Consider the following 24,258-nt stretch of genomic DNA (forward strand, 5'->3'; position numbering starts at 1 on the left):
TACGAAGGAAACCCTATTCGGACCACACCACGGCACGCACACCACCCGGCACGGATCACGACGGGGAGGGCACCGGCGGCCCGGTGCCGATGGCGTCCGGGGAGGTGGTGACGCTCGGCGTGGCCACCTCGGTGGGCTCGGTCGCCGACGGCTCCGGTAATGGGATCGTCACGACCGGTGCGGGTTCCGACGATTCGCCCATCGATGCCGAGGGCACCGGCGCGACCGGCGTCGACTCCACCGGCACCTCCGGGGTCGGCTCCGCGCTCGGGCCGGTGTCGGCCGGCGGGCGGACCACGTCGTGCTGCTCGGGCAGTGGCGGCGTGAAGACCGTCCGTTCCAGCCGGTACACCTCGGGGGCGGGGTCGACCGCCCGCACGTCCGCCCGGGTCGCCACGCCGCGCAGCGCCACCGGCGCCGCCCGCACCACCGCCGCGTACACGCAGGCGCAGCCGGCGCGGTACGCGGCCGCCTCGGCCACCGCCACGTCCGCACCGCTGGCGTACCGCTCGCGCAGCTCCCGCTCGTCCACACCGTCGCCGCTCACCGCGGCGGCCCTCGCCCGGTAGTCCGCGGCTTCGGTTTCCTTGCGGACGGCGACCTGCGCCATCCCGGCGACCACGTCGTCCGGCACCCGCAGCGCGGGAATCTTGACGATCTCGGTCTGCCGGCCGGGCAGCGGCACCCGCCCGAACACCGTCGATACCGATACGTCGCCGAGCACCGCCGACAGTCGCTGTGGCGGCACGTACGCGTCCAGCGTGACCAGGGCGTAGGTCTCCTGCCCGGTGACCGGGGCCGCCGTGGGCAGCGCGGCCAGGTCGGCCGCGGCGGACCGCAGGTACCCGGGGACGGAGTCGCCGTCGACCACACCGACCCGGGTCACCTCGCCCACCGTCCGGTCGCCGACCGGAGCGTCGTCGGCGGCCCAGACCGCGGTGCCCAGCACCGCCGCCGAGGAGAGCAGCGCGGCCCAGGTGAACACCCCGGACCGCGCCGACCGGTCGCCCAGCCGGGCCACGGCCCGGGTCAGCGGCGGCAGCAGCCGTTGGTCCAACTGCCGCAGCAGGTCGCCGGCGCGCACGGGCGGGATCCCCTCGTCGGATCGGTGTCGGGCGGTCGCCGCTCAGTCACGCAGGATCTCAAGCGCGCGTTCCAGGTCGTCAGGGTAGTCGCTGACGAACCGGACCTCGTCCCCCGTTCGGGGGTGCAGGAAGCTCAACTCGCGGGCGTGCAGCCACTGTCGGGCCAGCCCGAGCCGGGCCGACAGGGTGGGGTCGGCGCCGTAGGTGAGGTCGCCCACACAGGGGTGCCGCAGGGTCGAGAAGTGCACCCGGATCTGGTGGGTTCGGCCGGTCTCCAGACGAACGTCGACCAGGCTGGCCGCCGGGAACGCCTCCAGCGTGTCGTAGTGGGTGATGCTCGGTTTGCCGCCGGAGACCACGGCCCAGCGGTAGTCGTGGGTGGGGTGCCGGTCGATCGGCGCGTCGACGGTGCCCCGCAGCGGATCCAGGTGCCCCTGCACCACCGCGTGGTAGCCCTTGTCCACCTCGCGGTACTTGAAGGCCCGCTTCAGCGCGGTGTACGCCTGCTCGCTCTTGGCCACCACCATGATCCCGGTGGTGCCCACGTCGAGCCGGTGCACCACGCCCTGCCGCTCGGCGGCGCCGCTGGTGGAGATGCGGTGCCCGATCGCGGCGAGGGCGCCGATCACCGTCGGGCCGGTCCAGCCCGGGCTCGGGTGCGCGGCCACGCCGACCGGCTTGTCCACCACCACGATGTCGTCGTCGGCGTACACGACTCGCAGGCCCGGCACCGCCTGCGGCACCACGGTCGGCGGGGCGACCGCGGCGGGAAGCGTGACGTCCAGCCAGGAGCCGGCCTTGACCTTGTGCGAGTTGGGCCGCGCGGCGCCGTCGACCAGCGCGTCACCGGCATCGATCAGGGCCGCGGCGGCGGTGCGGGAGAGCCCGAACAGCCGGGCCACCGCCTGGTCCAGCCGCATCCCGTCGAGCCCGTCCGGCACGGGCAGTGAGCGGTGGTCGCCGCCAGCGGCGAACGCGGAGGTCACGCCCGCTCCCGCTGGTCGGCGCCCTGGGGGGCGCTCGCGTCGGCCGGGTCGCCGTCGCGGCCGACCCGCCGCCCGTCACGCTGGCGGCCGGTCAGCTCCAGCAGCACGGCCAGCAGCACGCCGCAGACCAGCGAGCTGTCGGCCAGGTTGAACACCGGCCAGACCTGGCCGTACGGGTCGAAGAGGCTGATCATGTCGACCACGTGGCCGTGGAAGGGCGAGGGCGCCCGGAAGATCCGGTCGACGAGGTTGCCCAGCGCGCCGCCGAGCACCAGGCCGAGGGAGATGGCCCAGGGCAGCGAACGCAGCCGCAGCGCCATCCAGACGATCCAGCCGACCACCCCGATGGTGATCAGCGGGAAGACCCAGGTGTGGTCGGCGCCGATGCTCCACGCCGCACCGCTGTTGCGGGTGAGACTCAGGTAGACCAGCCCACCGAGCAGCCGGGCCGGCTCCCGGTCGGTCAGCGTGGCCAGCGCGAGGTGCTTGGTGAGCAGGTCGGCCAGCAGGGCCACCAGGGCGACCCCGGCGAGGATCGCGACGGCCCTCGGCCGGGGTTTGTCGCCGCCCGGGTCGGTGCGGCCGGGTTCGGCGGACGGTGCTGCGGTCATGCGCTCCCCATCGACAGTCTCGGCGGTGATCGCTCACCGTCTCATCGCCGCCGGGGAGCGGACCTCAGCGCCGCTCCTCCAGCTGCTTGCACGTCACGCACAGGGTGGCCGACGGGAAGGCGGCGAGGCGCTCGACCGGAATCGGGTTGCCGCACCGCTCGCACCAGCCGTAACCACCCTCGTCGAGGCGCTCCAGGGCGCGCTCGACCTGCGTGATCCTTTCCAGGATGCTGTTGGCGAGAGAGATCTCCTGCTCCCGCTCGAGCGTCTTGGTGCCGGTGTCGGCCTGGTCGTCCCCGGCCGAGTCGGTCAGCCGATCGCGCTGCAGCTCGGTGATCTCACTCAGCGTCTGATCGTACTCGGCGCGAAGCTCGTCCCGCCGCGCCGCCAACGCCGCCCGGATCTTCTCGGTCTCCGCCGCGCTGCGGGTGGCCTTGGCCACCGGCTTGCGGCCGGCGGTCCTGGTGTCGGCTGGCTTCGCCATGGGTCGCTCCCTCGGCCGCGGCACCACGTGGTCCGCGGCGCCTGGTCAGGGGGCGCCGACCAGGGCGTCCCCTATGTACGAAAAGGGGCGCGCGGCGACGATGGCCGCGCACTCCGGAGGTTGGCAAGAATACGGAACGTACAGGCGTCCGACAACGTGCCGCACCGTCGCACCGCTTAACAGCCCCGAGCCCTGCCTAACTGGGACAAAAGGAACGCTAGCAGATCAAAGGTCCGCCTCATCCCCGTACTCACCAAACCACCGGGCCAGCCGACCCCGCCGGCTGACCGCCCGCAGCCGACGCTCGGCGGCGTCGCGCACCCCGCCGGTGGCCACGATCAACAGGCTGTCGCCGGTCTTCAGCCGGGTGTCCGGACCGGGCACGAAGCCCACCCCGTCCCGCAGCACCAGAGTGACCGAGGCGCCCAGCGGCAGCCGCAACTCGTCGACGTGCACGCCGGCCAACCGCGAGCCCGGCGGCACCTCCAGCTGGAGCAGGTCGGCCCGCATCCGCTCCAGTGGGGCGGTCTCGACGTGGATCTCGGTGGCCTCGGCTGGCGCGGCGATCCGCAGCCGGCGGGAGAGCGGCCCGAGCGTCCCGGTCTGCACCAGCGTGAAGATCACCACCAGCACGAAGACCGCGTCGAAGAGGCGCTCCGCGCCGGGCACACGCTCGGAGAGCGGAATGGTGGCCAGCACGATCGGCACCGCCCCGCGCAACCCCGCCCAGGACAGGAACGCCTGCTCGCGCAGGCCGACCCGGAACGGCAGCGCCGACACGACCACCGACAGCGGCCGGGCCAGGAGCACCAGCGCCAGCCCGGCGACCACCGCCGGCAGCACCGCCGCGTCCAGCCGGCCCGGCGAGGCCAGCAGCCCGAGCAGCACGAACAGACCGATCTGGGCGAGCCAGGCCAGCCCGTCGGCGAAGCCGAGGATCGCCTGCCGGTGCGGCAGCCGGGCGTTGCCCAGCAGCACCCCGGCGACGTAGACGGCGAGGAACCCCGAGGCGTGCAGCACCGCCCCCGCGGCGTACGCCAGCACGGTGATCCCCACCGCGGCGATCGGGTACAGCCCGGCCGAGGGCAGCGCCGCCCGGCGCAGCGCCCAGGTGCCGGCGACGCCGGCGCCCACGCCCACCGCGGCCCCGACACCCAGCTCGTACGTGACCAGGGCGGCCTCGTACCACCACGGGTGCGCCCAGCCCTGGTGGGACAGGAGCACCACCAGCAGCACCACCGGGGCGTCGTTCATGCCCGACTCGGCCTCGATCGCGGCCACCAGGCGGGGTGGCAGGCGCAGCCGGCGCAGGGTCGCGAAGACGGCGGCCGCGTCGGTGGAGGACAGCACCGCGCCGTAGAGCAGCGCCAGCCGCCAGTCCAGCCCCAGCAGCAGGTGCAGGGCGACGCCGACCAGCACGATGCTGACCACCACACCCACTGTGGACAGCGCGACGGCCAGACCGAGCACCGGCCGCAACGTGCTCCACCGGGCGGTCAGACCACCCTCCGCGATGATCACGATCAGGGCGCAGAAGCCGAGGGTCCGGGTCAGGTCGACATCGTCGAAGCGGATGCCCAGCCCGGACTCGCCGATCGCCACGCCGAGCGCCAGGTAGACCAGGAGGCTGGGCACCCCGAGTCGGGTGGAGAGCCGGACCGCGCCGACCGCCACCAGCAGCACCGCCGCGCCGAGCAGCAGCGCGATATCCAGCCCGGGCGTCACGGTTGCCGAGGGCCTGTGTCGACGTCCTCGGTCGAGCCGGCACAGGCCCTGGCCCGGGCGTTCCTCACCCGGCGGATCCGTCGCGCAGCCGGCGCAGCACCTCGGACAGCGCCGGGTCGGGACGGTCGACGAGGAAGAGCTTGTCCCGGCTGGCCGCGCCGGTACGCAGCGACACCGCAGCGGGCCGGACACCCAGCGCGCCGGCCAACGCCCGGCGGGCGGCCTCGGTGGCCCGACCGTCCACGGCCGGGGCGTGCACCGCGATCACCAGGGCCGGGCCGTGCGGGCCGTCGAACCGGCCACCGACCCGGTCCCGGGAGGCGCCGGGCTTCACCCGTACCGCCACGGTGAGCGTGTCCTGCGCGGGCACCGGTGCCGCTTCAGATCGGCCGGGCGTCGGCGAGCAGGGCGGTGGCCGGCGCGCAGTGCGCGCACGGGGTGAAGCCGAGCTCGACGGCCTCGGCGACCGGCAGCGTCTCCGACGCCCGGCCGACGAGGTGCCGGCAGCTGGCGAGGTGGTAGCGGGGTCGACCGTCCACCACCTGGACGGGGTCGGGCAGCCGGGCCACCCGGGCCGCCTCGGCGGGGGTGACCGGCTGCGCGGCCGGCTCCTCGTCCGCCACGGCATCGGTCGCTGGCGCACCAACGCCGGACGCCTCGTCGGCCGGCGTCGCGAAGGGCGACGCCTGACTGGCGGACGAGGCGCGGGCGGAAGCGTGATCGGCCGGGGTCTCGAACGGCGATCCCTGGTCGGCCGACGGCTCGGGTGGTTGCCGCCACCCGGTGCCGCCGGTACCGACCGTCGTGGGCACGTGCTGGACCGGCACTTCCGGCTCGACCAGCGGCGGCCCGTACGCGACACCCGGTCCGGCCTGGCTGGCCGTGCGGGGCGCTCCGGGGCTCCGCCGGCCGGTCCGGCCGGGCTCCGCCGTGGCGCGGGTGGCGGCTGCCTGGCGGGCGCCCACCACCAACGCCACGGCGGCCAGCAGACTGGCCGCGATGGAGATGATCAACATGATGCTGGAGCCACCGGCCAGGCCGAGCACCAGTAGCACCACTGCGACGAGGATGAGCAGGAGACTCGCGACTATCACGGCTCACCCCCGCCGCGTCGTACCGTCCAGGCGGTGCCGGCGACTGTCACCATCTGCGGACAGCGATCGCCGGCCGGTGCTCAGCGTCCGGCTTCGAGGGCGCCGGAGCGCCCGCCGCCGTACGAACCGGCGAGACCCGCGGCGGCCAGCCCGTTGCCACCGGCGACCCGGCCTGCCTCGGAGCGGGTCATCTCGGCTTCGAGGCCCTGGCCGCGACCGTCGAGGTCACGCAGCTGGCTCTCCAGGTACGCCTTGAGCCGGGTGCGGTACTCGCGCTCGAACTGCTTGAGCTCCTCGATGTGCTTCTGCAGCGCCGTGCGCTTGGCGTCCAGGCCGCCCATGGCCTCCTGGTGCCGCTGGCGGGCGTCCCGCTCCAGGGCGTCGGCCTTCGCGCGAGCCTCGCGGGTCACCTCCTCGGCCTTGCTGCGGGCCTCGGACAGGAGCTGGTCGGCCTCGCGGCGCGCGTCGGACACGTGGTCGTCGGCGGTGCGCTGGGCCATCATCAGCACTCGCAGGGCCTGCTGCTCGCCGTCACCGGTGACCGCACCCGGGCCGCCGGTCGCGCGGACCTGCTCCAGCTCGGACTGCATGGCGCGGGCGGCCTGCTCGGCCGCCGCCTTGTCGCGCTGCACCCGGTCCAGCTGTGCCTTGACGTCGTTGAGCTCCGCCGCGAGTCGGGCGTCGCCGCCGGGGCCGGCGGGGGCACCGCCACGGCCGCCGCGCTCCACCTGGGCGCGCAGCTCGTTGTTCTCCTCGATGAGACGGGCGAGCTCGCGCTCAACCTCGTCCAGGAAGGCGTCGACCTCCTCCTCGTCATACCCCCGCTTGCCGATCGGCGGCTTTTTGAAGGCGACGTTGTGTACGTCGGCCGGGGTCAGCGGCATCGAAACTCCTCGGGTCAGTTGCGGCCGCGAAAGCGCGTCGGTCATCAGGCAGATGCCCTGATCGACGGCCCTAACACGAACTCCATCAGCACGAACAGGATAACCAGGAGCACAAGGGAGGCCAGGTCGATGCTCACGGTACCAATTCGCAGCGGAGGGATCACACGCCTCAACGCGTTGAGAGGGGGATCAGTGACGCTCCACACGGATTCCAGTCCAGCCGATGCTCCACGCCCCGGCTGCCACCGGCGGCCGTACTGCAGGACGGCGCTCAGCACAAACCGGGACAGAAGAAGGAGCAGGAAGACATAAAGGATCAGGTACAACACTTGCAGCAAGATCGACAACACGGTCAGCGACGTCCCTCGGGTCGGGCGATCAACTCAGACTGAAAAATCCGCCCTCAGCGATCTTGGCCTTGTCCTCCGCGGTGACCTGGACATTGGCCGGTGAGAGCAGGAACACCCGATTGGTCACGCGCTCGATCGTACCGCGCAGCCCGAACGCCAGACCGGCGGCGAAGTCAACCAGACGGCGGGCATCGGCCTCATCCATCTCGGTGAGGTTGATGATCACCGGGACCCCGTCGCGGAAGTGCTCACCGATGGTGCGCGCCTCCCGGTACGTCGTCGGGTGCAGCGTGGTGATCTGGTAACGCTGCTCCTCCTCGGGCACCGCCCGTTCCCGTGCCGTGACCTGCGGCGCGAGAGCCAGGTTGTCCCGGGTGTGGTAGGTCAGCGCGCCGGAGGTCTCGCCGGCCGAGGACCGGGTGATCGACCGGACGCTGGACCGCTCGACGCGCTCCGGACGCTCGCCGTCGCCCCGGTCGGACTCGCCGACCCGCCCGTTGGAGCGCTCGGAGAGCCGAGTCCGCTCGCTGCCCCGTGGCCGGGGAGCCGGTGGCTCCTCGGCGTCCTCGTCGTCGTCGTCGGCGAACTCCTCGGCGTACCGGCTCTGCCGGTAACGCGAGTCGCGGTAGCCACCCTTGTCGTAGCCACCGTCGTCGTAGGCCCGCTCATCGTCCTCTTCGACCAGACCGAGCCAGACCCCCGCCTTGCGCAGTGCACCCATCCCGCGCCCTTCCGTCCGCCGTGCGGCACGCGCCCCCGTGCCATGTCGCCCGTCGCGAGTGGACAATCATGCCCATCGGACCGGAACGGCAATCCCCTGACGCGCGATTCGCGTCGCGCGTCACGACCCCCGACTAGGAGACGCCGTTCCTGAAACAACACTGATGTAATTTGCTTCTATCGCGGTCAGGCTACCGCAGCGTGGGGCGCATTCCGAGTAACGCGCTACCGACGCGGACATGTGTCGCGCCGTATTGGATCGCGATTTCCAGGTCGCCGCTCATTCCGGCGGACAACGCGACCGCTCCCGGATGGACCAAGCGAAACGCCTCGGCCACCTCGGCCAGCCGGGCGAAGGCGCGCTCCGGCGCCCAACCCAGTGGCGCCACCGCCATCAGCCCGGCCAGCCGCAGCATCGGCGAGTCGGCCACCGCCTCGGCCACCGGCTCCAACCCGACCCCGGGGTCGGCCGAGCCCGGCAACGCGCCACCCCGGGCCGGGTCGCCGTCGATGCTCACCTGGACCAGAGCGTCCAGCGGCCGCTCCCGGTCGGCCGACGCGGTGGCCAGCGCCCGGGCCAGCCGGACACTGTCGACGGAGTGCACCACGTCGGCGTACCGGACCACCGAGCGGGCCTTGTTGCGCTGCAACTGGCCGATGAAGTGCCACCGCGGGCTCACCCCGGCCGCGCTGACCTCGGCGGCCTTGCCGGCCGCCTCCTGGTCGCGGTTCTCCCCCACGTCGGTCACCCCGAGCCCGGCCAGCGCCAACACGTCGCTGGCCGGGTAGGTCTTGGTCACCGCGATCATCGTGACCTCGGCACGATCCCGGCCGGCGACGGCGCAGGCGTCGGCGATCCGGGCCCGAACCTGGGCCAGGCCGGCCGCGAGTTCGGCGCGCCGGTCCGGTCGTACCGTGGCTGAGCTGTCGGTCATCGGCGGTGCTCAGGACCCGTTCTTGAGGAAGTCGGGCACGTCCACGTCGTCGAAGAGCACCCGGCGCGGCGACTGGGTCGGCGCGGGCATGGTGGCCGGCGCCGGGACCGGGGCGCTCTGCGCCGCCGGCTGGTTGGTGTTGGTCTTGCGGGTCGGCTCGGCCGCCTTGTACGCCGGCGCGCCCCCGTCGAAGCCCGCCGCGATGACCGTCACCCGCACCTCGTCGCCGAGCGCGTCGTCGATCACGGCGCCGAAGATGATGTTGGCGTCCGGGTGGGCCGCGTCGGTGACCAGCTGGGCCGCGTCGTTGATCTCGAACAGGCCCAGGTCGGAGCCGCCGGCGATGGAGAGCAGCACGCCGCGCGCGCCGTCCATGCTCTGCTCCAGCAGCGGGCTGGAGATGGCCGCCTCGGCCGCCTCGACCGCGCGGTTCTCGCCGCGGGCGCTGCCGATGCCCATCAGCGCGCTGCCGGCACCGCTCATCACGCTCTTGACGTCGGCGAAGTCCAGGTTGATCAGACCCGGGGTGGTGATCAGGTCGGTGATGCCCTGCACACCGGAGAGCAGCACCTGGTCGGCGGTGCGGAACGCGTCCATCATGCTGATGCCACGGTCGCCCAGCGCCAGCAGCCGGTCGTTCGGGATGACGATCAGGGTGTCGCACTGGTTGCGCAGTTCGTCTATTCCGGACTCGGCCTGCACCTGGCGGCGCTTGCCCTCGAAGGAGAACGGCCGGGTCACCACGCCGATGGTCAGCGCGCCGAGCTTGCGGGCGATGTTCGCCACCACGGGCGCGCCACCGGTGCCGGTGCCGCCGCCCTCACCGCAGGTCACGAAGACCATGTCGGCGCCCTTGAGCACCTCCTCGATCTCGTCCCGGTGGTCCTCGGCGGCGTTCTTGCCGACATCCGGGTTGGCGCCGGCGCCCAGCCCACGGGTCAGCTCCCGGCCGACGTCGAGCTTGACGTCGGCGTCACTCATCAGCAGCGCCTGGGCATCCGTGTTGATCGCGATGAACTCGACGCCCTTGAGCCCAACCTCGATCATCCGGTTGACGGCGTTGACGCCGCCTCCCCCGATGCCGACGACCTTGATGACCGCCAGGTAGTTGTGCGGAGGTGTCATCTCCGGTCCTTCCCTTCGAGATTGGCTTCGGCCGACCGGGTACGGCGTGGCCAGACCGGCGGCCGACGAGAGCTGTCACCAGCGAGGATCAGAGCTGAACCCTCACCCTCTACTAGAGGCTTACAGTTATGTCAACCACTGATCCTCTTCGGGGCAACGTAAGCGCCGCCGCGCGATGAGCCAAGGACCCGCCCGGCGTGTCGCCGCCCGGAGCGCAACGAGTCACCTTTCCGCACCTCGCGACGCGCCCTCCGGTCAGCGAAAGGTCACCACATCCGGCGCGCTCACGTCGATCCGGTCGGTGTCCTCGCCGAGCAGCGCGGTGGACACCCGGGCCTTGTCCGTGCTCCGGGTCGCGTCGCCCCAGACCACCGTCCGGTCACCGCGCAACCGCAGGCTGATCCGGGCCAACCCCTCCACGCTCACGTCCACCAGCTCGGCACGCAGTTGCGGGGTCAGCGCGACGAGCACCTCGAGCGCGGCCCGGGTGCCCGGATCGTCGACGGCCGGCCGAGCCACCTTCACCACCGGCAGCTCGTCGGGGCGTCGGGCGACCGTCCGGAACGCCACCCCGGTCCGGTCGATCAGGGCGAACGCCTCCCCCTGCGGCACCGCCGCCACCGGAGTCCGCTCGGTCACCCGGACCACCAGCGCGCCGGGCCAGTCCCGGGACACCGTGGCCCGCTCCACCGGCGCCAACGCACCGACCCGCCGGGCGGCGGCGGCCAGGTCCACCCGGGCCAACGGCACCCCGTCCGGCACCCCGACCGCGTCGCGCACCTGCACCGGGGTGACCAGGCCGGCGCCCTCCACCCGCACCTCGCGGACCCCGAACAGCCCGGTGCCGAGGACCGTCCAGGCGACCAGCCCGACCAGCGCCAGCACCCCGGCGGCCACCGCCCACGGCAGCGCCGCGCGCATCCGGCGCTGGCGCGCCCGGGCCATGAACCGGCGGGTCGACGGCGGCACCGCGTCGCGGCCGGCCCGGACCAGCTGCCAGCGCCGGACCGGACCACGCCGCGGGGCGCCGCCCTCGGCGGCGCTGGTCCGCCCTCGGGCCGGGCCGGGGCTCATCCGGCCGTGGGCGCCGCGCCGTCCGGTGCGGCGGTGCCACCGAGGGCCGCTCCGTCGCCACCGGCGGTGGCCCCGCCGGGCACCGGACCGCCGACCGCCGGGGCGGTCGCCACCGGGTCGACGGTCGCGGTCGGCGCGGAACCGGCGCGCGCGAGCAGGCCGGACAGCAGCTCGTCACCCATCAGCGAGATCGGCGGGGCGCCCATGGTCACCACCACGTCCCCCGGGCGGGCCCGCCGGACCACCTCGACCGGCGCCTCCTCCCACGAGTCGACGAAGACCTTCCGGTCGGCGGGCAGCGCCACCGCCTCGATCAGCGCCGCCGAGCCCTCACCGGGCTGGCGCAGCTCGCCCGGCCCGAAGACCTCAAGCAGCACCAGTTCGTCGGCGATGGCCAGCGCCTCGGCGATCTCCGCCTGGGAGTCGCGGGTGCGGTACAGCCGGTACGGCTGGAAGACCACGATCACCCGCCCCTCCCCGGCCACCTCGCGCAGCGTCTGCAACGCCAGCGTCATCGAGGTCGGGTGGTAGGCGTACTCGTCGTAGACCAGCACGCCGTCCGCGACACCCTTGCGCTCGAAGCGCCGCCGCACGCCGGGGAAGACCGCCAGCGCGGCCTCCGCCGCCGGCAGCGGCAGATCCAGCAGATACGCGGCCAGCACCGCGGAGGCGCTGTTCAGCCCCATGTGCCGCCCCGGCACCGGCAGCCGGAACTCGCCCAGCGACCGGCCGTCGATCGCGGCCAGGTAGCGCACCCCGCGAGCGGACGAGACGATCTCGGTCAGCCGCAGGTCGGCGTCGGCTGCCTCGCCGTACGTGTGCACCTGCCGCCCCTCGGCGCGCAGGGTCTCCGCCAGCCGCCGCCCGCCCGGGTCGTCGGCGCAGGTGATGATGAACCCGTCCGGGTCGGTGAGCCGGGCGAACTCGACGAACGCGGCCTCCAGCGTCGCGTAGTCGCCGTAGGTGTTGAGGTGGTCCGCCTCGACGTTGGTGATGATCGAGACGTACGGGCGGTAGATGAGGAACGAGCGATCGCTCTCGTCCGCCTCGACCACGAAGTACTCACCGGTGCCGTGGTGGGCGCCCGAGCCGACCTCGGAGATCTCCCCGCCGATCACGAAGGACGGGTCCACCCCGGCCTGCTGGAGCACCATGGTCACCATCGACGTGGTGGTGGTCTTGCCGTGGGTGCCCGCGACGGCCACCGCCCGGCGGCCGGTCATCGCCGCGGCGAGCGCCTCGGAGCGGTGCAGTACCCGCAGTCCGCGCCGGCGCGCCTCGACCATCTCCAGGTGGTCCTGCGGAATGGCCGATGAGTAGACGACGGTGTCCACGCCATCGAGGTTGGTCGCCTCGTGGCTCATGTGGATCGTCCCGCCCAGCGCCCGCAGGCCGGCCAGCGACGGCCACTCGCGCAGCTCGCTGCCGGAGACCGGGATGCCCCGGGTGAGGAAGAGCCGGGCCAGCCCGCTCATGCCAACCCCGCCCACCCCGATCAGGTGGATGGTGCCCAGGTCCTCGGCGGTGCGCGTGCCGGCCGGGGTGAACTGCGCGGTCATCGGGCCACCGCCTCGATGACGAACGAGCGCAGCGCCTCGTCACCGTCGCGCCGCCCGTACGCGGACGCCGCGGCGCCCATCGCGTACAGCCGCTGCGGGTCACGGATCAGCGGGATCACGGTGCGCTCCAGCCAGTCGGGGGTCAGCTCCGCGTCGTCGACCAGCAGCCCGCCGCCGGCCTCCACCACGGGCAGCGCGTTGCGCTTCTGCTCCTGGTTGCTGTGCGGGTACGGCACGTAGATCGTGGGCAACCCGATGGCCGCCACCTCGGCGCAGGTCATCGCCCCGCCCCGGCCCAGCATCAGGTCGGCGGCGGCGTAGCCCAGCTCCATCTCCGACAGGTACGGCAGCGTCACGTACGGCACCGGCAGGTCGCTGGGGATCGGCACCGGCTCGTTGCGGGCGCCCATCACGTGCAGCACCTGCACGCCGTTGCGGGCCAGTTCCTTGGCCGCCCCGGAGACCGCCAGGTTGATCGAGCGGGCGCCCGACGAGCCGCCGGCGACGAAGAGCACCGGCAGGTCCGGGCGGAGCCCGAAGTGGGCGCGGGCGGCGTTGCGCAGCGCGTACCGGTCCAGCGCGGCGATGCTGCGGCGCAGCGGCACTCCGACCACGGTGGCGTCGCGCAGCGACTCGGCCTGGCTCGGCTGGTGCGGGAACCCGACGGCGACGTTCTTGGTGAACTTCATGCCCAGCCGGTTGGCCACCCCCGGTGGCACGTTCACCTCGTGGATCACCATGGGCAGCTCCCGGCGCCAGGCGGCGAGGTAGGCCGGCACCGAGACGTACCCGCCGAAGCCGACCACGACGTCGGCCTGCACCTCGTCGATCACCTTGCCCGCGGCGCGCGCCGCGGTCCACATCCGGCCCGGGGTGCGGACCAGGTTCATGTTGACCGACCGGGGCAGCTGGTACGCCGGGATCTGCCGCAGGTCGTAGCCGTGCGGCGGGATCAGCTCGTTCTCCATACCGCGTGGTGTGCCGAGGCAGGTGATCCGGACGCCCGGGTCGTGTCGGCGCAGGCAGTCGGCGAAGGCGAGCAGCGGGTAGACGTGCCCCCCGGTGCCACCTCCCGCGAGCACCACCGAACGCAGCGGACCCATCAGCGTCTCCTCTCGCTCGCCGTACCGCGGCGGCTCCGGTCCTGCCGGACCCCGCGCGGTGCGGCCTGGTCGTCCTGGCGCCGCTCGCGGGACCGGGGCACGGACCCTCGGCCAGCCGGCGGCGTCGCCGGCCGGCGACGCCGGCCGGGAAGCGGCGGCAACGGGGCCCAGAGTAGTCGGACCCACCGGGCCGGCGGACGGGCATGCAGTGCTCTGGCCGCATCGGGTTCGGCGCGCGCGAAGGACGCCAGCATGCCGATCGCGGCCAACGTCACGACCAGGGCACTTCCGCCGTCGGAGATGAACGGCAACGGCAGGCCGGTGATCGGCAGCAGCCCGACCACCCCACCGATATTGATCACGGCCTGGCTGACCAGCCAGGTGGTCACCGCAGCGGCGGCGAGGCGCCGGAACGGGTCGTCGACCCGTCGGGCGATCCGCAGCCCGGTGTACGCCAGGACCGCGAAGAGCGCGAGCACCACCACGCAGCCGATCACGCCCAGTTCCTCGGCGATGATCGCGAAGATGAAGTCGTTGTGCGCCTCGGGCAGCCAGTCCCACTTGAGGCTGCTCTTGCCCAGCCCGACGCCGAACCAGCCGCCGTGCTCGATGGCCAGTCGCCCCTGGTAGAACTGGTAACAGGGGTCCCCGCACTGGTCCGGCGGCGGCGGGTTGAGAAAGAGGGTGAGTCGCGCCAGGCGGTAGTTGTCCTCGCCGCGCTCGCCCGAGCCGGCGCCCAGCGACGCCACCGCGATGAGCAGGCCGACGCCGAGCAGCCCGACCACCGTCAGCGCGCCGAAGACCCGCATCCGCACCCCGGCGGCCCAGAGCAGGCCGACCACCAGGGCCAGCAGGCACAGCATGGTGCCCACGTCGTTGTAGCCGACCAGCACGAAGAGCAGGCCCATCACCGGGAAGAGCGGTGTGGCCAGCTCCCGCCACCAGCCCAGCGCGGCGCCCTTGCGGGCGATCAGGTGCGCGCCCCACAGCACCAGCGCGAACTTGGCCAGCTCGGAGGGCTGCACCTGGATCCCGCCGATGAACAGCCAGAGCAGCCGCGCCTCGATCGGGCCGATCCGGGCCGAGTCCTGGTCGGTCAGCCGGGCGTACGCGAGCAGCAGGTTGAGCACCAGCAGCAGCGCCACCGCGGTGATCAGCAGCGGCCGGCCCAAGGACCGGTAGGTGCTGGCGGGCAGCCGCTGGCAGGCCCAGAACACCCCGATGCCGATCACGGCGAAGATGGCCTGCTTGGTCACCGAGGCCGAGGCGTTGCCGTCCTCGGCGTAGTCGCGCACGCTGGTCGCCGAGAAGACCATGGTCAGCCCGATCAGCAGCAGCAGGCCGGCGCTGGACAGCAGCAGGTAGTAGGACGCCAGCGGCCGGTCCAGCAGGCCGCGCAGCGCCGCCAGCCCGCCGGCGGCGTCCAGTCCGCGCAGCGGCGCGACAGCGACCGGTTCCGGCTCGCGCGGAGGCGCGCCCGGCTCGGCGCCGCGCTTGTCGTCCGGGCCGCGCTTGTCGTCCGGGCCGCGTGGCGCCGCGGTACGCGACGCGCCCGGCGACCGCCGCGGCCGGCCGGCTGTCCTGTCCTCGGTGCCTGGTTCCTCCCCCACCGGGACATCATCACCGCTTCGTGCGCCGGGCACGCCCACACCGGTGCCCCCGGCGTGTCGGGCGGACACGCCACGGCCCCCGGTCGTCCGCCGCAGGCGGGACCGGGGGCCGTGGTGGAATGGCCGGCGTTCGCCGGTCAGGTCATGTTGGCGAGGAACTCGCTGTAGAACAGGCCCAGCGCGATGGCCACGCCGATGCCGGCGATGATCCAGAACCGGACCACGATGTTGACCTCACTCCAGCCGGCCAATTCGAAGTGGTGCTGCAACGGCGACATCCGGAACACACGTTTGCCGGTGGTCCGGAAGGAGATGATCTGGATCACCACCGACATCGTGATGATCACGAAGAGCCCGCCGATGATCGGGAGCAGCAGGATGGTCCGGGTGGACATCGCCATGCCGGCGATCAGGCCGCCCAGCCCCAACGCGCCAGTGTCACCCATGAAGATCCGCGCCGGGGACGTGTTCCACCACAGGAAGCCGACACAGGCCCCCGCCGCCGCCCCGGCTATCAGCGCGATCTCCAACGGGTCACGGACGGCGTAGCAGTAGTCCTGGGTGTAGCTCGGGTCGGCGCACCAGTGCCGGTACTGCCAGAACGCGATCAACGCGTACGCGGCGAGCACCATCACCGAGGCGCCGGTGGCCAGACCGTCCAAGCCGTCGGTGAGGTTCACCCCGTTCGTCGCACCCATCACCACGAAGATGAAGATGATCACCGCGCCGATCTTGCTGACCTCCAGGGCGTCGATGTCCCGGATGAAGCTCAGCGTGGTGCTGCCCACCGTCTCGGTGTTCGTCACCTTGCCCGTCGCGTCGGTCATCGTGCTCGGGAAGTACAGCGCCACCACGCCGAAGACCGCGCCGACCAGGATCTGGCCGAGCAGCTTGCCGCGCTTGTTCAGCCCGGCGCTGTTGCGCTTGCGCACCTTGAGGAAGTCGTCGAGGAAGCCCACCGCGCCGGAGAACACCATCAGCCCCAGCAGCACCAACGCGGTGATGGTCGGCTCCACCTGGGCGATCTGCGCGTCCGGCAGGGAGGTCAGGGCCAGGTGCCCGGCCACGTACGCGATCACCGTGGCCAGGATGAAGACCACGCCGCCCATCGTCGGCGTGCCCTTCTTGGTCTGGTGCATGGCCGGGCCCTCGGCCCGGATCGGCTGGCCGGCCTTGAGCCGGGTGAACACCTTGATCGCGATCGGGGTGCAGAAGAGCGAGACGAGGAAGGCCACCCCGACGGCGACGATGACCGCCCTCACGCGGTAGCTCCGTTCCCGGAGGTGGCGTCGGCGCGCAGGGCGTCGGCCACCTCCCACGTCCGGTACCGGGAGCCCTTGACCAGGACGACATCGCCCGGCCGTAGCTCGCCCCGCAGCACCTCGACGGCCGCCGCCTGATCGGTGAGCAGCACCGACTCTCCTCCCCAGTTCCCTACCGCTGTCGCGCCCTCATGGATCGGCGCGGCCGGCTCGCCCACCACGAGCAGCCGGTCGACACCCAGCTCGGCCGCGAGTTGGCCGACCTCAGCGTGGCCGTCCCGCTCGAACGGGCCCAGCTCGGCCATGTAGCCGAGCACCGCGACGGTACGCCGACCCTGACCGAGGCTGGCGAGCGCCTTCAGCGCCGCCGACATCGAGGCCGGGTTGGCGTTGTACGAGTCGTCGATGACAGTCACCCCGTCGGGGCGGTCGAAGACGTCCATCCGCCGGGTCGAGACCAGCCCCAGCTCGCCGAGCGCCGTGGCCAGCTCGGCCAGCGGCATGCCCAGCTCCCGGGCGACCGCCGCCGCGGCGAGGGTGTTGGAGACCTGGTGACGGCCGGTCAGCCCGAGCCGCACCGGCGCGCTCCCCTCCGGGGTGACCAGGGTGTACGACCCACGCCCCCGGTCGTCCAGCGTGACGTCCTCGGCCCGCACGTCGGCGTCCGGCGCCTCGCCGTAGCGGACCACCCGGGCCCGGGTCCGGCTCGCCATCGCGTCCACCCGCGGGTCGTCAGCGTTGAGCACCGCCAGCCCGTCCGGCGGCAGCGCCTCGACCAGCTCCCCCTTGGCCACGGCGATCGTCTCCTGCGAGCCGAACTCGCCGATGTGCGACGTCCCGACGTTGAGCACCACGGAGATCCGCGGCGGGACGATCTCGCACAGGTAGCGCACGTGCCCCACCCCGCGCGAGCCCTTCTCCAGCACCAGGTAGCGGGTGTCCGGCCCGGCCCGCAACGCGGTGTGCGGGTGCCCCAGCTCGTTGTTGAACGAGCCGGGCGGCGCCACCGTGGGCCCGAGCCGGGCGGTGAGCTGGCCGATCAGGTCCTTGGTGGTGGTCTTGCCGGAGGAGCCGGTCAGGCCGATCACGGTCAGCCCGGGCAGCCGGTCCACCACCGCGCGGGCCAGCCGGCCCATCGCGGTCAACGCATCGGTGACCAGCACCATCGGCACCCCGGGCACCTCGCGGGTGCCGAGCACGGCCACCGCTCCAGCCGACATCGCCGCCGCCGCGTAGTCGTGCCCGTCGACCTTCTCCCCCGGGAAGGCCACGAAGAGCGCCCCGGGCACCACCTTGCGCGAGTCGAACTCGACCGGGCCGGTGACGGTGGCGGCCGGGTCGGCGGCGACCAGCCGCCCGTCGACCGCCGCGGCCACCTCGGCCAGGCTCAGCGCGATCACCGCTGACCCGCCAGATCCCCGAAGCGGGCCCGCAGCGCGTCGGCCAGCTCGATGCTGTCGTCGAACGGGAACACCTCGCCCGCCACCTCCTGGCCCCGCTCGTGACCCTTGCCGAGCAGCGCGATCACGTCGCCCGGCGCGGCCAGCCGGACGGCCTCGTCGATCGCGGCCCGGCGGCCGGCCACCTCGATGATCCGGGCGGCCGTGCCGGCCCGGTACGCACCGGCGAGCACCTCGGCGCGGATCTCCGCCGGGTCCTCGGTGCGCGGATTGTCGTCGGTCACCAGCACCACGTCGGCCCCCTCCGCCGCGGCGGCGCCCATCACCGGCCGCTTGCCCCGGTCCCGGTCCCCGCCGGCGCCGATCACGCAGATCAACCGGCCGGCGCTCAGCTCACGCAGCGCGGCCAGCGCGGCCACGATCGCGTCCGACTTGTGCGCGTAGTCGACCACCCCGCGCACCGGCCCGGCGACGTCGACCAGCTCCAGGCGGCCGGGCACACCGCCGCAGGCGGCCACGCCGGCGGCCGCGGTCGACGGGTCCACCCCGGCGCCCACCAGCGCGGCGATGGCCAGCAGCGCGTTGGCCACGTTGTGCCGCCCGGGCAGCGCCACCCCGGCGGGCAGGACCACGCCGTCCGGGCCGTGCGCGGTGAACCGCTGGGCGTACCCCTCGCCGTCCACGCCGTCGGCCCACCAGGTCGCGGCCGGGTCGCCGGCCGCCGAGTAGCTGACCGTCGCCGGCCGGTACAGCGGCTTCAGCGCCGGGTCGTCGTGGTTGAGGACCTCGACCGCGCACCGGCCGTCGAAGAGCTGCGCCTTGGCGGCGAAGTATTCGGCGCTGTCGGCGTGGAAGTCCAGGTGGTCGGAACCGAAGTTGGTGTAACCGCCGACGGCGAACCGGACACCGCCCACCCGGCCCATGGCCAGCGCGTGGCTGGAGACCTCCATGACCACCGCGGTGACGCCCCGCTCGCGGGCGGTGGCCAGCATGGCGTGCAGGTCGGTCGCCTCTGGGGTGGTGCGAACGCTGTCGATCACCAGGTCCCCGAGCCGGGTCTCCACGGTGCCGATCAACCCGGTGGTGTGCCCGGCGGCGCGCAACCCCGACTCGATCAGGTAGGCGGTGGACGTCTTTCCGGCGGTGCCGGTCACGCCGATCACGGTGAGGTCGGCGGTCGGGTCGCCGTAGACGGCCGAGGCCAGCTCGCCGAGCACCGCGCGGGGGTCGGGCACCACCAGGACGGGCAGGCCGGTCCCCGCCGCCAGCTCGGCGCCGGCCGGGTCGGTCAGCAGGGCCACCGCGCCCGCCTCGGCGGCGCCGGCGGCGAACTCCGCGCCGTGCCGGCGGGCGCCGGGCAACGCCGCGTACAGGTCGCCGGGGCAGACCTCCTGGCTGGCGTGGGTCGCCCCGGTGATTACCACTCCGGCGTCGTCCGCCGGGAGGTCGACGACGAGCCGGACGGCGAGATCACCGAGCCGGACTCCGGTCACGGTACGTGGACGTGGATTGCCGGGCACGGCGTCAGACCCTACCCGGTCGCACGGTTCCGGCCGCACAGCCGCCCCGGTGGTTCTTCGGCACTCACCGATGATGTCCCGCCGTCGCTGGTCAGCGCGGATAGACCACGAACTTGGGCGCCGAACCGCCGGTGGACGGCGGTACGCGGTAGTGACGCAGCGTGAACTGCATCATGTCCCGGAACGCCGGCACGGCGACCGCCGCGCCCCCGCCACCCGGCGCGTACACGAAGACCGCGATCACGTACCGGGGCTTCTCGGCGGGAGCCATGCCGATGAACGAGGACACCTCGCCGGGCTGCTTCTTGCCGTCCACCAGCCGCCAGCCGGTGCCGGTCTTGCCGGCGATCCGGTAGCCGGGGACCGCCGCGCCAACGCCGGTGGCGCCCTCGACCGTGGTGACCGCCTCCAGCATGGTGCGCAGCGCCGCCGCGTTCTGCGGGCTGAGCACCGACCGGGTGACCGGCGCGGGCGCAGGGGTGCGCTTGCCGTCCGGGCCGATCGTCTCCTTGACCAGGTGTGGCTGCACGTACGTGCCGTCGTTGGCGATGGCGGCGTACGCGGCGGCCATCTGCAGCGGCGTGGCGTCGACGCTGTGCCCGATCGGCACCGACCCGTACGACGACCCGCTCCACTCGTCGGCCGGCAGCAGCCGGCCGCTGGCCTCGCCGGGCACCCCCTCACCAGTGGGCTGGCCGAGCCCGAACCGCTTCTGGTAGTCGATCAGGCGGTCCCGGCCGAGCCGGTCGGCGATGGTGATGGTGCCGACGTTCGACGAGTAGGCGAGCATCCCGGGCACGCTCATCCGCCGGCCGTTGGCGTAGTGGGTGTCGGAGAACCAGGTGTCGCCCTTCTTGATGCTGTTCGCGATGGGCAGCGTGGTGTCCGGGGTGATCACCCCCTCCTGCAACGCCGCGCCGAACGTGATTGCCTTGTGCACCGAGCCGGGGTCGACCACGAAGCTGGTCGCGGCGTCCTCCCGGGCGACCGGGTCGCTCGGCACCGGCTTCGCCGCGTTGTAGGTGGGTTGGCTGGCCTGGGCCAGCACCTCGCCGGTGGGCACGTCGATGATCACGGCCGCGGCGGTGCCGCCGTGCTGCTGCGCCATCCCCGCGCTGAGGATCTGCTGCGTGCGGAACTGCAGGTCACGGTCGATGCAGAGGGTCATCGAGCTGCCCGGCTTGGCCGGGGTGGTCCGGCTGTAGCCGCCCGGGATCGGCGCGGCGAGGTCACCGAGGCCGGCCTCGTACACCCGCTTGCCGTCCTGCCCGGCGAGCTGCTCGTCGTAGCGCGCCTCCAGTCCTTCCAGCCCGACCATGTCCTGGCTGGTGAAGCCGATCAGGTTGGCCGCCAGGTCGCCGCCGGGCACCTCGCGGCGCTCGTCACGGTGCACCCCGATGCCGGGCAGCTCGAGCGCCAGCACCTGCTTGGCGGTCGGGATCTCCACCCCCCGGGCCAGGTACTCGAACCGGGACGGGTTGCCGTTCTCCAGCTTGCGGGGCTTCATCAGCTCGGTCAGCTTCGACACCGGGATGCCGAGCAGCGGGGAGAGCGCCTTCGCGGTGGCGGCTGCGTCCTCGATCTCGGTCGGGTCGGCGAACACGTACCGCGCCTCGACGCTGTGTGCCAGCGGCTCACCGGTGCGGTCGTAGATCGCGCCGCGCGGCGCGGGCAGCTCGACCGTGCGCGTCCGGTCGGCGACGCCGCCCCCGGCGTACGCCGGGGTGTCCACCGCCTGGAGGAAGATCAGCCGGATGCCGATGGCGGCGAACAGCGTCAGGGTGAGGGCGGTGCCCAGCCGCAGCCGCAGCCGCGGGTCGGCCAGCTTCGGCGGTCGCGGCGGCTTGCGGGACGGCCGGCGGGCCGGCGGGCGGTCGGCGCGGCGCGGCGCGCGCGGCGTGGTCCGCCGGCGCGACGGCGGCTCGTCGCCGGCCGGGCCGCGCGGGGTACGGGGCGCGACGGTGCGCACGACCCCGCCGCGTCCCGCCGCCGGGGCGTCCCGCCGGCCGGAACGGGTGGCGGCCCGGCCGCCGTCGAGCACCTGCAACGCGGGCCGGAACGGATCGCCGGACCGGGTGCTGCGCGGGGTACGCCGCTGCTCGGCACCCCCGCTGCGCGGTGGCGTGCCGCGCTCCTCCCGGACGGTCCGGCCCCGCGGGGTGTACGCCCGGGCGCCGGAGATGCCCCCGATGCCCGGCTCCCCGGTACGCGGCTCCCCGTCGACGGGGCCGCCGTCACGCGAAGAGCCGCGCCGGGACCCCTTGGGATCCCGGCGCGGCTCGTCCGACCTCGGTGGCACCGGTCAGCCTCCAGAGCCCTGCTGGCTGGTCACCGACGGCTCGCCGGTCGCCGGCTTCGGCACGCCGATGGTCCGGCCGTCCGGCAGCCGGATGTACGCCGGCTCGCCGGCGTCCACCAGGCCCAGCCGTCGCGCCTCGGCGGTCAGGTTGCCCGGCGCCTTGGCCTCGGCGATCTGCTTGTCCAGCTGCTGCTTCTCCAGGTCCAGCCGGGCCTGCTGCTGCTGCAGCTTCTCCAGCCGGAACGCGTTCTCATTGATCTTGGTGTTGACCGCCAGGATGCCCAGCACCCCGCCGACCACCAGCACCACGATCAGCGCCGCGAACGGCGCGCGCGGCACCGACACCGGAGGCGGCGGCGCCACCCGCAGCCGGGGAGGGCGGGCGCTGGCGGCGACGCCGGCCCGCTCGGCCGGCCGCAGCGCGGCGGTGCCCTGCGTCGGGAACTCGCGCGCCCCCCGGGCGCGAGCCTCCCCCTGCCGGTTCACTCGATCGATGCGTGGCGTACCGTTGCCCCCGCGCGGAGCCCGCTCCGCCGCGGTCCGGCCCCCCGACCGCGGTGTGCGCTGCCCGGCGCCGGTGACGTCCCGACGCTCGCGCTTGTCAATGTTCATGTCCCTCCCCCTCTACATCCGTCCCTCTGTCGTCCCCCGGCGTCCCTGGATCCCCCACGGATCCCGCGGACCCCGTCCCCGGTTGGTGCATCGCCTTCACCCGTCGGCGGGACCGTTCGCGGTCGGTCCGCCCCTGCTGTGTCGCGTTCGGGTCGAGCCGCTCCGCGGCCCGCAGCCGCACCGATGCGGCGCGCGGATTCGCGGCGACCTCCGCCTCCCCCGCCAGTTCGGCGCCCCGGCTGAGCAGCCGGAACGTCGGACCGGACCCGGGCAGTTCGACCGGGAGGTCGACCGGGCCCTTGTTGCGGACCCGGTCCGCGAGCGCCGCCTTGGTGAGCCGGTCCTCTAGCGAGTGGTAGGACAGGACCACCATGCGACCGCCCACGGTCAGTGAGTCGAGCGCGGACGGCAGCGCTGACTCCAGCGCTGCCAGCTCCTTGTTTACCTCGATCCGTAAAGCCTGAAACGTTCTCTTTGCCGGGTGTCCACCCGTTCGTCGGGCTGGTGCCGGAATCGAGTCCCGAACCAGCTCCGCCAGCCGCGCGGACGAGGTGATCCGGGCGCGTTCCCGCTCCCGGATGATCGCCGAGGCGATCCGGCCGGCGAACTTCTCCTCGCCGTAGACCCGCAGCACCCGGGCCAGGTCCGGATGCGCGTAGGTGTTGACCACCTCCTCGGCGGTCACCCCCCGGGTCTGGTCCATCCGCATGTCCAGCGGCGCGTCCTGCGCGTAAGCGAACCCGCGGTCGGGCGCGTCCAGTTGCAACGACGAGACCCCCAGGTCGAACAGGATCCCGTCGATGCCCGGATAGCCCAGCCGGTCCAGCACCTCGGGCAGCTCGTCGTAGACGGCGTGCTCCAGGTGCACCCGGTCGGCGAACCGGGCCAGCCGGACCCGTGCGTGGGCGAGCGCCTCGGTGTCCCGGTCGAGCCCGATCAGGACCGTCTCCGGGTGCGCCTCGAGCATCGCCTCGGCATGCCCGGCCAGGCCCAGGGTCGCGTCGACGTACACCGTCCGGCCGCCCCGACCCAGCGCGGGGGCCAACAGCTCGAGACACCGCTCGAGCAGCACCGGCACGTGCGTGCCGCGCAGCTCCCCCATCTTGACCCCCACTGGTTGAAACGTCCGTTCGTTCGTGCGCCTGTCGTCGGACGGCGCCGCCGTCGTACCGCCAGATCCCCATCCGCTCCCGCCGGGCACCAGGCTTTCGCCCGATGACTGGATCGTGCGCCTGGCACCGGGGAAGGGATGCCAGGAACTCGAAAGCGGCTGGAGATCTCGCAGTACGTCGGGCGCCGTTCCGCCCTACAGACCGCCGGGCAGCACCCCCTCCTCGATGTCGGCGAAGTCGTCTTCGCTCTCGGCGAGGTAGGTCTCCCAGGCGACCCGGTCCCAGATCTCCACCCGCGTGCTCGCGCCGATCACGACCAGGTCGCGGTCGAGCGCGGCGTACGCCCGCAGGTGGGCCGGGATCGTCACCCGGCCCTGCTTGTCCGGCACCTCGTCGTGCGCGCTGGCGAAGAAGACCCGGCTGTAGGCCCGGGCCGCCTTGTGCGTCATCGGCTGCGCGCGCAACTGCTCCGCGATCCGCTGGAACTCCGGGGTCGGAAAGACGTAGAGGCAGCGCTCCTGCCCTTTGGTGATCACGACACCCCCCGCCAGCTCGTCCCGGAACTTGGCCGGAAGGATCAACCGGCCTTTGTCGTCCAGGCGCGGAGTGTGGGTGCCGAGAAACACGGCCCTACCCCCTCGCCCTTAAGCGGCGTTCGCGGCGCCGCTGACCCCCCGGGCCGGTGAGCCCTCCCGGCCTCACCATTGG

At 73.3% G+C, this 24,258-nt stretch carries 23 protein-coding genes; all 23 read right to left on the minus strand.

What is annotated here, in order from left to right:
- Nucleotides 1–55: 55 nt before the first annotated feature.
- Nucleotides 56–1,084 carry a hypothetical protein gene (locus BUS84_RS14590; protein ID WP_074313007.1) on the minus strand — a complete coding sequence of 343 codons (1,029 nt, stop codon included), beginning with the start codon at nucleotides 1,082–1,084 and terminating at the stop codon, nucleotides 56–58.
- Nucleotides 1,085–1,126: 42 nt separating this feature from the next.
- The gene (locus BUS84_RS14595; RefSeq protein WP_074313009.1) at nucleotides 1,127–2,071 is read right to left on the minus strand and encodes an RluA family pseudouridine synthase; all 945 of its coding nucleotides are present in this window, start codon (nucleotides 2,069–2,071) and stop codon (nucleotides 1,127–1,129) included.
- Nucleotides 2,068–2,682: a signal peptidase II gene (gene lspA / locus BUS84_RS14600; protein WP_074313011.1), complete on the minus strand. Its 615-nt coding sequence runs from the start codon at nucleotides 2,680–2,682 to the stop codon at nucleotides 2,068–2,070. Before lspA ends, BUS84_RS14595 begins: the two co-directional genes overlap by 4 nt.
- A 64-nt stretch (nucleotides 2,683–2,746) precedes the next feature.
- Complete coding sequence (locus BUS84_RS14605) at nucleotides 2,747–3,166, minus strand: TraR/DksA family transcriptional regulator (RefSeq protein WP_074313014.1); 420 nt, start codon at nucleotides 3,164–3,166, stop codon at nucleotides 2,747–2,749.
- Between the two features lie 225 nt (nucleotides 3,167–3,391).
- The gene (locus BUS84_RS14610; protein WP_074313016.1) at nucleotides 3,392–4,891 is read right to left on the minus strand and encodes a potassium/proton antiporter; all 1,500 of its coding nucleotides are present in this window, start codon (nucleotides 4,889–4,891) and stop codon (nucleotides 3,392–3,394) included.
- 64 nt (nucleotides 4,892–4,955) lie between these two features.
- The gene (locus BUS84_RS14615; RefSeq protein WP_074313018.1) at nucleotides 4,956–5,261 is read right to left on the minus strand and encodes a DUF167 domain-containing protein; all 306 of its coding nucleotides are present in this window, start codon (nucleotides 5,259–5,261) and stop codon (nucleotides 4,956–4,958) included.
- Nucleotides 5,262–5,271: 10 nt separating this feature from the next.
- The gene (locus BUS84_RS14620) at nucleotides 5,272–5,985 is read right to left on the minus strand and encodes a hypothetical protein (RefSeq protein ID WP_074313020.1); all 714 of its coding nucleotides are present in this window, start codon (nucleotides 5,983–5,985) and stop codon (nucleotides 5,272–5,274) included.
- Between the two features lie 80 nt (nucleotides 5,986–6,065).
- Nucleotides 6,066–6,869 carry a DivIVA domain-containing protein gene (locus BUS84_RS14625; RefSeq protein WP_074318798.1) on the minus strand — a complete coding sequence of 268 codons (804 nt, stop codon included), beginning with the start codon at nucleotides 6,867–6,869 and terminating at the stop codon, nucleotides 6,066–6,068.
- Between the two features lie 44 nt (nucleotides 6,870–6,913).
- Nucleotides 6,914–7,219: a YggT family protein gene (locus BUS84_RS14630; RefSeq protein ID WP_030334503.1), complete on the minus strand. Its 306-nt coding sequence runs from the start codon at nucleotides 7,217–7,219 to the stop codon at nucleotides 6,914–6,916.
- 28 nt (nucleotides 7,220–7,247) lie between these two features.
- Nucleotides 7,248–7,940 carry a cell division protein SepF gene (locus BUS84_RS14635; RefSeq protein WP_074313022.1) on the minus strand — a complete coding sequence of 231 codons (693 nt, stop codon included), beginning with the start codon at nucleotides 7,938–7,940 and terminating at the stop codon, nucleotides 7,248–7,250.
- Nucleotides 7,941–8,130: 190 nt separating this feature from the next.
- Nucleotides 8,131–8,874, minus strand: a complete 744-nt coding sequence (locus tag BUS84_RS14640) for a YggS family pyridoxal phosphate-dependent enzyme (RefSeq protein ID WP_074313024.1) — start codon at nucleotides 8,872–8,874, stop codon at nucleotides 8,131–8,133.
- A 9-nt stretch (nucleotides 8,875–8,883) separates the two neighbouring features.
- Nucleotides 8,884–9,999, minus strand: coding sequence for a cell division protein FtsZ (gene ftsZ, locus BUS84_RS14645; protein ID WP_074313026.1), 1,116 nt, complete (start codon nucleotides 9,997–9,999; stop codon nucleotides 8,884–8,886).
- A 255-nt stretch (nucleotides 10,000–10,254) separates the two neighbouring features.
- Entirely contained in the window at nucleotides 10,255–11,073 is an 819-nt protein-coding gene (locus BUS84_RS14650) for a cell division protein FtsQ/DivIB (RefSeq protein ID WP_074313028.1), read from the minus strand.
- Nucleotides 11,070–12,632 (minus strand): UDP-N-acetylmuramate--L-alanine ligase, encoded by a 1,563-nt coding sequence (murC, locus tag BUS84_RS14655; protein WP_074313030.1) that lies wholly within the window; start codon nucleotides 12,630–12,632, stop codon nucleotides 11,070–11,072. Before murC ends, BUS84_RS14650 begins: the two co-directional genes overlap by 4 nt.
- Nucleotides 12,629–13,735, minus strand: coding sequence for an undecaprenyldiphospho-muramoylpentapeptide beta-N-acetylglucosaminyltransferase (gene murG / locus BUS84_RS14660; protein ID WP_074313032.1), 1,107 nt, complete (start codon nucleotides 13,733–13,735; stop codon nucleotides 12,629–12,631). Before murG ends, murC begins: the two co-directional genes overlap by 4 nt.
- Nucleotides 13,735–15,171: an FtsW/RodA/SpoVE family cell cycle protein gene (locus BUS84_RS14665; protein ID WP_074318799.1), complete on the minus strand. Its 1,437-nt coding sequence runs from the start codon at nucleotides 15,169–15,171 to the stop codon at nucleotides 13,735–13,737. Before BUS84_RS14665 ends, murG begins: the two co-directional genes overlap by 1 nt.
- A 311-nt stretch (nucleotides 15,172–15,482) precedes the next feature.
- Nucleotides 15,483–16,607 (minus strand): phospho-N-acetylmuramoyl-pentapeptide-transferase, encoded by a 1,125-nt coding sequence (gene mraY / locus BUS84_RS14670; protein ID WP_074313034.1) that lies wholly within the window; start codon nucleotides 16,605–16,607, stop codon nucleotides 15,483–15,485.
- The gene (locus tag BUS84_RS14675) at nucleotides 16,604–18,007 is read right to left on the minus strand and encodes a UDP-N-acetylmuramoyl-tripeptide--D-alanyl-D-alanine ligase (RefSeq protein ID WP_074313036.1); all 1,404 of its coding nucleotides are present in this window, start codon (nucleotides 18,005–18,007) and stop codon (nucleotides 16,604–16,606) included. The genes mraY and BUS84_RS14675 overlap by 4 nt, the downstream gene beginning before the upstream one ends.
- Nucleotides 18,004–19,566 carry a UDP-N-acetylmuramoyl-L-alanyl-D-glutamate--2,6-diaminopimelate ligase gene (locus tag BUS84_RS14680; protein ID WP_084757477.1) on the minus strand — a complete coding sequence of 521 codons (1,563 nt, stop codon included), beginning with the start codon at nucleotides 19,564–19,566 and terminating at the stop codon, nucleotides 18,004–18,006. The genes BUS84_RS14675 and BUS84_RS14680 overlap by 4 nt, the downstream gene beginning before the upstream one ends.
- Nucleotides 19,567–19,618: 52 nt before the next feature.
- A complete protein-coding gene (locus BUS84_RS14685; RefSeq protein ID WP_074313040.1) occupies nucleotides 19,619–21,826 on the minus strand; it encodes a penicillin-binding transpeptidase domain-containing protein in 2,208 nt (735 codons plus the stop codon).
- A 3-nt stretch (nucleotides 21,827–21,829) separates the two neighbouring features.
- The gene (gene ftsL, locus BUS84_RS14690; protein WP_074313042.1) at nucleotides 21,830–22,438 is read right to left on the minus strand and encodes a cell division protein FtsL; all 609 of its coding nucleotides are present in this window, start codon (nucleotides 22,436–22,438) and stop codon (nucleotides 21,830–21,832) included.
- Entirely contained in the window at nucleotides 22,428–23,540 is a 1,113-nt protein-coding gene (rsmH, locus tag BUS84_RS14695) for a 16S rRNA (cytosine(1402)-N(4))-methyltransferase RsmH (RefSeq protein ID WP_074318800.1), read from the minus strand. Before rsmH ends, ftsL begins: the two co-directional genes overlap by 11 nt.
- 204 nt (nucleotides 23,541–23,744) lie before the next feature.
- Nucleotides 23,745–24,176, minus strand: coding sequence for a division/cell wall cluster transcriptional repressor MraZ (gene mraZ, locus BUS84_RS14700; RefSeq protein WP_074313044.1), 432 nt, complete (start codon nucleotides 24,174–24,176; stop codon nucleotides 23,745–23,747).
- Nucleotides 24,177–24,258 lie beyond the last annotated feature (82 nt).

Origin of the sequence: Micromonospora cremea, assembly GCF_900143515.1 — a bacterium.
GTDB lineage: Bacteria > Actinomycetota > Actinomycetes > Mycobacteriales > Micromonosporaceae > Micromonospora > Micromonospora cremea.

Coding starts and splice junctions, on each gene's coding strand:
- ftsZ (WP_074313026.1), bottom strand. CDS start 9,999: ATGACACCTCCGCACAACTACCTGGCGGTCATCAAGGTCGTCGGCATC.
- BUS84_RS14640 (WP_074313024.1), bottom strand. CDS start 8,874: ATGACCGACAGCTCAGCCACGGTACGACCGGACCGGCGCGCCGAACTC.
- BUS84_RS14605 (WP_074313014.1), bottom strand. CDS start 3,166: ATGGCGAAGCCAGCCGACACCAGGACCGCCGGCCGCAAGCCGGTGGCC.
- ftsL (WP_074313042.1), bottom strand. CDS start 22,438: ATGAACATTGACAAGCGCGAGCGTCGGGACGTCACCGGCGCCGGGCAG.
- BUS84_RS14635 (WP_074313022.1), bottom strand. CDS start 7,940: ATGGGTGCACTGCGCAAGGCGGGGGTCTGGCTCGGTCTGGTCGAAGAG.
- BUS84_RS14625 (WP_074318798.1), bottom strand. CDS start 6,869: ATGCCGCTGACCCCGGCCGACGTACACAACGTCGCCTTCAAAAAGCCG.
- murC (WP_074313030.1), bottom strand. CDS start 12,632: ATGACCGCGCAGTTCACCCCGGCCGGCACGCGCACCGCCGAGGACCTG.
- rsmH (WP_074318800.1), bottom strand. CDS start 23,540: ATGGGGGAGCTGCGCGGCACGCACGTGCCGGTGCTGCTCGAGCGGTGT.
- lspA (WP_074313011.1), bottom strand. CDS start 2,682: ATGACCGCAGCACCGTCCGCCGAACCCGGCCGCACCGACCCGGGCGGC.
- BUS84_RS14650 (WP_074313028.1), bottom strand. CDS start 11,073: ATGAGCCCCGGCCCGGCCCGAGGGCGGACCAGCGCCGCCGAGGGCGGC.
- murG (WP_074313032.1), bottom strand. CDS start 13,735: ATGGGTCCGCTGCGTTCGGTGGTGCTCGCGGGAGGTGGCACCGGGGGG.